Raw genomic sequence first — 9324 nt, 5'->3', positions numbered from 1 at the left:
TTGCTATTAAGTATCTGTGCAAAATTATTTAACACTTGATTAGTAGGGGACAGGGAATAGGGAATGGAATATGGAATAAAATATACTTTTGTGCTTGGGCAGTGGATATAAAAAAAATGGCGTTGATAAATTACAGGATGAAATTTGCAGGGGCAATCCCCCAATGATTAACCGGGGTAGGTTACAGAGCGCTACCCCAAAATTCCAAATTGTATAAACTCAAAGTTCAAAACTCATCACAATGCACTACTATTCAAATATGAGCAGCGAATCCTCAAAAGCATTGAAGTTAGCTGAAGAAAAAGCTTCAAGAGGATTGTTATATCAAAAGCAGGGAAAACTAGAAGCCGCCATATTGTTATACCAAGAAGCATTAACTTTAGTACCAGACCTCCACTACATTCAGTATAACTTGGGAATAGCTTTTCAGCATCAAGGAAATCTATCAGCAGCTTATATTCATTATCAACAAGCGATCGCTCATCATCCACAGCATATTCAAGCTTACTATAATATTGGCATTGTTTTACAACAACAAGGTTTACTAGATCGAGCAATTTCCAGTTATCAAAAAGTCATTAATTTATGCCAATTTAAGGCGGAAAATATTTTCATTCAAGTTCAAGCTTATAGTAACTGGGGTAATATTTTAGTCAAGGAAGGTAGAGCTAAGGAAGCAATCGAAATATTTCAACAAGCTATTAACTTAAAACCAGATGATGCTTATCTCTACAATAACCAAGGTCAAGCATTTTTCGAGCTTGGTAAAGTAGAAAAAGCTATTACTAATTATCGTCAAGCACTGGCACTTAAGCCTCAATTAATAGTAGCTATTCATAACCTCGGAAAAGTTTATCAACAACAAGGTTTGCACTCAGAAGCTATTGTTTATTTTCAGGAGATAATCAAGCAGTATCCAGAAAATCTTTCTGCTCATAGTAATTGTGCTTTTTCTTTTTTGGAATTAGGAAAGTTGGCAGCAGCAATACCTCATTTACAAAAGGTTATTGAGGGTAATTATTTTGTGGAAAGTTATTGTGAAAAAGCAGATTTGTTAACGGGGTTAGACGAATTAGAAAAAGCAAAAATAGCTTGTGCTAGATTTTTAGAGAAAGTCAAAATTCAAAAGTCAAAAGTCAAAAGAAAGAAGGAAGAAGTAAGAAGTAAGAAGGAAGAAGTAAGAAATAAAAAGTTAAAAGGAAGAAGTCAAAATTCTGAAATCAAAAGTCAAAATGAAGAAGGAATAAGTCAGGAGTGGATGGGGACTGAAATCTCAACAAATTATCAATATCCTGTAGACGATGAGATATTAAACTCAAAAGAAATAGATAAATCAGAACTTACGCAAATTAACCTTGAAAACGCCATATGTAGGGGCGAATGCCATTCGCCCTCACTCGATATTCAGAATTCAAAAGTCAAAAGTCAAAAGGAAGAAGTTAGAAATCAAAATTCTGAAATCAAAAGTCAAAATGAAGAAGGAATAAGTCGGGACTGGATGGGGACTCAAACTCCAACCAATTGTCAAAACCCTGTAGATAGCGAGATATTAAACCCAGAAGAAATAGATAAATTATATTTAGCAGAAGTTAGAGAAAATTTAATCTTAACTTACTCAAGTTTGGGAAATGTATTATTTGAATATGGTGAATATTCACAGGCAGAAAATTATTATCAAAAAGCATTGAAATTTCAGCCATTAAATGTTGATTTACATCTCAAATTAGGCAATAGTTTAGCTAAACAAAAACGCTTCAATACTGCTATTATTGTTTACCATTTAGGGTTGGCAGTTGAATCTTTTGAAGAAGGAAGAAGAAAGAAGGAAGAAGGAAGAAGGCATCCCCCCTTGCCCCCCTTTGAAAGGGGTGAGGAAGAAGGAATAAGGAATAAGTGGATGGGGACTCAAATTCCAACTAATTCTCAACACTCTGTAGATGGCGGGGTATTAAACCCCAGAAAAAAAGATAATTATGCTATTTCTCAAGCATTAGAAAAAGTTTTAGTACAGCGCAATAACTTTGAAGAATTCAAAAGTCAAAAGAAGTCAAAAGAAGTCAGAAGTCAGAAGTGGATAGGGAGTCAAATTTCAAATGATCGAGTTAAATGTCAAGGGTTAAACTGCAAACCTTGTCTCAAACGAATATTTAAACAACTTCAACCAATTCATTTAGGAAATGGTATTCATAGTCTTTCTAGAGAAAAAACACAAAAAATAAATATTGACTTTCCAGAAACACCAAAATTCGTCAAAGAAGTAGTAAATGGTAGAGCATGGATAGTTCCTCAGAAAAATAATTGGATGATTTGTAATGCTATTGCCATTATTAATCAAGAAAATCAATTATTAGCTGAAGTTTCCCGTGAATACCCAGGTCAGTTGCCGGGATGTGACAAATACGATATCAATAACCATCGGTTTTTTACTACGGAAGAATTACCGCCTTTAGAGGAAATAAACGGTACAGTAGCTGTTTTATCTGGGTTGTCAGGAAACGTTTATTTTCATTGGATGGTAGACATATTGCCCCGGATCGAAATATTACGACGCAATGGTATAAATTTTGAGGAAATAGATTGGTTTTTAGTTAATAGTACTAAACAACCATTTCAACAGGAAACTCTCCGGATTTTAGGAATTCCAGAAGATAAAATTATAGAAAGCGATCGCTATCCCTATATTCAAGCTAAAAAATTAATTGTTCCATCTTTTTCCAGTCATTTAGCTTGGGTAGAAAGATGGGCATTGGAATTTCACCGTCAAGTATTTTTAAACGGATCGCTCTCTACTATACTTCAAGATGGGTTTAAACGGAAAGAAAATCAGCATAATCAAGTAATTTCTTATCCTGAAAGGATTTATATTAGTCGGAATAAAGCTAAATATAGAAGAGTTATTAATGAAGAAAAAGTAATCGATATATTAAGTGAATATGGCTTCGTTACTATCGAACTAGAAACTCTTTCTGTTGTAGAGCAAGCATCATTATTTGCTAATGCCAAAGTGATAGTTTCTCCTCATGGTAGTGGATTGACAAATATTATGTTTTGTAGTCCAGAAACTACCGTAATAGAATTAGTTTCTCCTAACTATATTAAACATTATTACTGGGCGATCGCTCAACAATTAGGATTAAAGTATTACTACTTAGTAGGAGAAGAATTTACCTATTACCCAATCCGCCAAATCATGTATCCTAATTCCCTCACTGAAGATATTATAATTAACCTTAGTAAACTAGAAAAAATGCTATCGCAAGCAAGTATAATAAAAGTAAATTCCCATCCCACAGTAAAATTTCTGAACGAGGAACAAACTTCTCAGGAAAAAATTCTTCTAGAGAAGAAACTCTCTAATTCCCAAGTTGATGTATTAACCTTTTCCCAAAAAGGTGAAGAAGATAATGTAAGTCGAACTGTAGTAAGTAATCAAATGGCATCTAAAGTTAATCCAACAGAAGCGGCTACTCACTTCCATAAAAAAGCTCTATTCTATTTAGAACGAAAGAAATTAAATGAAGCTAAAGCAGCTTGCGAACAAGCTCTAAAAAATAAACCAGATTTTGCTGAAGCCTGCAAAACAATGGGTATTATTGTGCAAAAAGAAGGTCAAATAGAAGCAGCCTTTGAGTGGTATTCACGGGGTATTAATATTCAACCAAATTTTGCCGAAGCCTATGTTAATATTGGAACTTTATATGCTCGTAAACAGCAGTGGCAAGAAGCAATTGAATATTATCAAAAAGCCATTAATATTAAACCATATTTAGCCCCAGCCCACCGCAACATAGCTAAAGCGTATCATAAAATTGGAAAAGTAGTAGAAGCAGCAATTTTTCAATATAAAGCCTACTGTCTAGAACCCACAAAAATCAAAGATCAAGAATATATAAACTTAGGCAATACTCTCTTAAAACATCAGAAATTAATAGAAGCTATATCTTGTTATCGTAGCGCCATAAAATTAAATCCGAACTCAGCAGTAGCTTATCAAAATATTGCAGAAGCATTATCCCAAGCAGGTGATTTTGAAGAATCGAATACTTGTTATCGCAAAGCGATTCAATTAGGAATAATAAACCTCTCCAATGTCAATGGTAACTTAGGTAAAAAAACATCTAATTTATCTGCAAAAAATACAGCACATCAAATAAATTCAACAATAATTAACCAGGAAAAAATTGAAGAAGGAAGAAGGGAAAAGTGGATGGGGACTCAAACCCCAACCAATTTTCAACACCCTGTAGACGACGGGGTATTAAACCCAAAATCACAAGATAACATTTCTGTAGAGCGAGATAATGTAGAAGCTTATAAAAGATTAGGAAAAATGCTGCAAAATCAAGGTCAGGCAGCAGAAGCTTGGCAGTGGTATACAAAAGCGATATCTATTGCACTAAAAGATCCAGAAATTTATAGAGATTTAGGTAGTTTATACGGACAACAACAACAATGGCAAGAAGCAATCCAATGTTATCAAAGAGCAATTGAAATATGCCCAAATATGGCAGATGTCAACCGTTATTTAGCAACAGCATTAACTCATGTTGGTCAGCACGCAGAGGCCTCTAAATTTTGGGAAAAAGCTTATTCTCTAGAACCAGAAACAGCAACAGCAGAAGAACATTTGCTCTTAGGTAATACTCTGCTACAAATGAATTTAGTAGAGCAAGCAATATCATGTTATTGTCATGCTATACAAATTAATCCCAAATTAGCAGTAGCATATCAGAACTTAGGGGAAGCTTTGAAACTTCAATCTAATTCCCAACTCTCTAATCCACAAGTTGAAGAAGGAATAAGGAAGACCGAAGTTGAAAGAAAGAAAAAGTCGATGGGGACTCAAATCCCAACCAATTCCAATTTTCAACATCCTGTAGACGGCGGGGTATTAAACCCAAAATCAAAAGATAAAACTTATGTAAATAATAGCGATATAAATCATCATATCTATAGTTTTCAACCAGATATTGCGCAGAAAATTGATGGAGCAATAGATCAGGAGCGGGTCAGTAGTTCTGATATTCAGTTAGTAGGAAATACTGGTACTTTTCAATCACCATTAAAATATTTTGAACAATTTTTCAAGCAGTTATTTGATCGAGTAGCTGCTGTTTTTAATTTCCATCATCAATCATCGAAAAAATATTTACAACCATCTGAAAATATTCCCAGACTTCAGGGTACAAATAATTCCTTCCCTTTAAAACCAGAAATAGATTTTAATATCAAAGATACAACAGAAACTGCTGGTGAAAACTTATTATTTCCTGTTGAAGTAAATTTAACCAATACTGATAAAAATCAGCAAAAAAAAGCATTAATAAAAGATGCAAGTAACGAATTAGAAAAAATAGAAGAAGCGTTACCAAAAATAGATAGACCACAAATAGAAAGCAGCAATAAAATAGATACACAAATAAACGCTCAATATGTTGATGTAACAAAATCAGCGGTCGTCCTACCCGATGTTTACATTCAACGAGCTATAGCATACAACCAAGAAGGGTTATACGAACAGGCGATCGCCCAATGTCAGCAAGCTATAGCAGTACAACCAGAGATGGCCATGGCGTACAAAATATTGGGTAATGCTCAACAAAAAATAGGCAGTGCTAGTCAACGTCAGAAAGCTAAACAAAATTATCTCAAAGCTATATCCCTCGATAGTCAAGATCCTTCAATTCACGTCAACCTAGGTAGTTTGTATGCACAAGAGGAATTATGGGAAAAAGCAATACCCTGTTATCAAAAAGCGATTGCTATCAAACCAGACTTTGCCGGAGCATACCGCAACTTAGCTAAAGCATGGACTCAAGTTGGTAAACAAGCAGAAGCAGCAGACTGTTGGTATGAAGCATACACTCTAACCCCGGAAAACATCACTCCCGACCAACATCTAAATCTCGGTAATACCCTCTGTCGTCAAGGTCAATTAACTAAAGCCATATTCTGTTATCAGAAGGCGATAAAATTAAACTCAAATTATGCTGCAGCTTATCAAAATTTAGCTACAACTTTGAAGCGTCAAGGCAAGGTAAATGAGGCTGCTATTTATGCTCAAAAAGCTCGGGAAATTAGTAATATTTCAGTCAAAAAACAGGTAGAAGTGAACGGCAAGAAACCTCAACATATTAATCCTGAAGATATTTTGCAGTCATATTCAAATTCAATGGAAGAAGTCGAAAGTCAAAACTCAAAACTCAAAAGTCAAAAGTTAGAAATTGAAGAAGTCAAAAGTCAAAAGTGGATGGGAACTCAAAACCCAATCAATTTTCAACACCCTGTAGATGGCGGGGTATTAAACCCAAAATCAAAAGATAAAAAAGAGAAGGAGAAGTTGCCTCAAATTAATCAAGCAGATTTAATTAAACAAGCCGAAGCAGAATTTGTCAATAGTAAATTCTATGATGCTATCTCTACTTGTGAAGAGGCAATTTCTATAAAACCCCATGCAATAGCTTATCAAATAATGGGCAAATCTTGGGTAGAAATAAATAAACCAGACGAAGCGATCGCCGCTTACCAAAAAGCAATTGAAATTAAACCAGACTTTGGCGAAATTTATGCCAGTCTAGGAGAATTATACGCTCAACATCAACGACAAAAAGAAGCGATCGCTGCATACAAAAAAGCCATCAAACTTGCACCAGACTTAAAAGATAGTTATCGAGGTTTAGTGGAAGTCTTGCTAGACCAAGGAAAAGTTGATGAAGCTGAAGAATTATCTTACAATGCACTCATCCAACATCCCAGTTGGGCGACTGCCCAAGAGTTTTGTACTTTAGGTAGGGGTTTAATAGCAGAGAATAAAACACAGCAAGGGATAGCTTGTTTTTATCAAGCAATTGAATTAGACCCTAAATTATTAGAAGCTCACTATAGTTTAGGCAAAGCTTTAGCAGAAAAAGGAGAATGGTTAGAAGCCATCAATTATTATCAGGAAGTCATTCAATTAGAAGCGAATGAAACTGAAGAAAATTATTCTGAAAGTGAGATAAATATAGATATAGGAGAAATTTACCATCTTTTAGGAGATGCCTTACAAGAAATAGGTAAACTTGATGAGTCTGTAGCAGCTTATCAACGAGCAATTGAATTAACAGGAAATTAACTAGATTAAGGATTAATAATTTATGGAAAATAAAAACATTTATTTACCACCAATATTAGAATTAAAAATTGACTTAACAGACGAACAATTTTGGCAACTTTGTCAAGAAAATGACGACTTAAGATTTGAGAGAAGTGCCACAGGAGAACTAATTATTATGTCGCCCACTGGTAGCATTACAGGAGAACGAAATTCAGAACTAAATTTTCAACTAAGAGCTTGGAATCGTCAAAAAAATTTAGGCAAAGTTTTTGATTCTAACAGTGGTTTTAAATTGCCGAATGGTGCAGAAAGGTCTCCCGATTCTTCTTGGATAAGTAATCAACGTTGGGATACTTTAACATTAGAAGAACAAGATCAATTTGCACCATTATGCCCTGATTTTGTAGTAGAACTAATGTCTCCTAGCGATACCTTAGAAAAAACTAGAGCTAAGATGAGAGAATATATGGAAAATGGAGCAAAATTAGGGTGGTTAATTAATCGAAAAAAACGACAATTAGAGATTTATCGACCACAGCAGGATGTAGAAATATTAGAAAATCCCCAAACAGTATCAGGAGAAAATATTTTGCCAGGATTTATTCTTGATTTAACATTGATTTGGTAATAGAGAAAATCTTTAATTGCTCAATAAAAAAAATACAATATTTTTCAAATCCCTTGAATTTATTTATAGGGATTTTTTTTGATTTGTTCTCCGCTCCCTTTTCCCTTCTTAAAAAATACAATCCTTTTTAAATATCCTCAATTGATTTTATCAAAATAATTAGGTCTTAAATCCCGCCTTTTAAGGCGAAATATTTTTGGATGCTTGCTCAAATCCCCTACTTCCCCTCCTGGCTCCCCTCCTGGGAGGGGCGGGGGTGGGTTGGGTTAGGGGGTGGGTTAACTTCTAACTTCTAACTTCTAACTTCTGACTTCTGACTTCTGACTTCGTTAATTCCTGTTCCCTGATTAATCAATTATTTCCGGATTTGACTGTGAAATTAGTGTTTTATTAGTAATAGCTAATAATATATTAAAAATAGGACAAAATTAGCCTAGTTAATTAACATCCAAAAGTGATAATTAGAGATTTATTGACCAGAGTAAGGTGTAGAAATATTAAAAAATTCCCAGATACTGATTTATTCTGAGAGTAATTTATTAAAAGATAACTTTTTGAAGATATAGGGTGCATGAAACTAGGATAATCTTCCTAATTAACAATTGAACTTACGATACAACTTAACCCACCAATAAGATATATTTAAGACCGGAGATAGAGATGATGCTAAAAACTCCCACAAAAAATTCCCTACCTACACAACAGCAAAGAATCAATTTTAAGCAGGCAAAAAACTTTTTTAGCTTAGGAAAAGTTTTCGCAAAAAAGAGTGAATGGAAAAAAGCGATCGCTGCTTATCGTAAGGCAATTGAATTAGCTCCTGACTGGAAAGAAGCAAGAAAGTATTTGGCAGATTTAGAAAATAAACTTCAGGAAAAAACAACCAATACTCAACAACAAATAGAACCTAGTAAAAAGTTGACAATATCTGATTATCCGTTAGAGAAAATATTAGCGAAACAAGAGGAGCAAGAGTCAGAGAACACTACTGCTACTAATGCAGTTATAGTCAACTCCAATTTGGCAGATGATTATCACACTAATGGCGATAATTTAGTAGAAAAAGGAGAAAAAGAAGAGGCCATAAAGGCTTATATAAAAGCCATTGAAATTAATCCTGAATTGTGGGAAGTACATCATAAATTAGGTAATTTATTGCAGGAAATAGAAGAGTTAGAAAAAGCAGTTAATGCTTATAATAAATCTATAGAATTAAAGTCAGATTTTTCTTGGTATTATAATAATTTGGGGGATGTATTAGTTAAGTTAGAAAAGTGGGAAGAAGCGGTTAGTGCTTATCGTCAGGCTGTTGAGTTGAATCCTGATTTTGCTTGGGGTTATTATAAGTTGGGGGATGTATTAGTTAAGTTAGAAAAGTGGGAAGAAGCGGTTAATGTATATCGTAAATTTATGCAAATTCAACCTGACTTTTCCCCAAAAGTGGAAGAAAAATTAAATCAGTCATTGCATCAGCAAGTTAAAGGAAAATTAGAAGAAGCATTGAGTTATTATCGACAAGCTATTGAGAACGATCCAATGGATGTTGAGAGTTATCAAAAAGCTTTAGAAATTAAGCCTGATGATGCACAGTTGTATTTAG

Annotated in this window: 3 protein-coding genes; all 3 read left to right on the top strand. The window is 34.2% G+C overall.

The annotated features are described in order from the left end of the window. Positions 1-241 precede the first annotated feature (241 nt). Entirely contained in the window at positions 242-7114 is a 6873-nt protein-coding gene (locus tag F6K13_RS06990; RefSeq protein ID WP_287287075.1) for a tetratricopeptide repeat protein, read from the top strand. A 22-nt stretch (positions 7115-7136) separates the two neighbouring features. After that, on the top strand, positions 7137-7724 hold the full coding sequence (locus F6K13_RS06985) for a Uma2 family endonuclease (protein ID WP_124147194.1): 588 nt from the start codon (positions 7137-7139) through the stop codon (positions 7722-7724). Between the two features lie 660 nt (positions 7725-8384). Further along, positions 8385-9324: tetratricopeptide repeat protein (locus F6K13_RS06980; RefSeq protein ID WP_287287074.1), on the top strand; the 940-nt coding region annotated here is incomplete at its 3' end.

Source organism: Okeania sp. SIO2B9 (genome assembly GCF_010672505.1).
In the GTDB taxonomy this organism is placed as follows: domain Bacteria; phylum Cyanobacteriota; class Cyanobacteriia; order Cyanobacteriales; family Microcoleaceae; genus Okeania; species Okeania hirsuta.
This window is presented reverse-complemented; position numbering and strand designations above follow the sequence as displayed.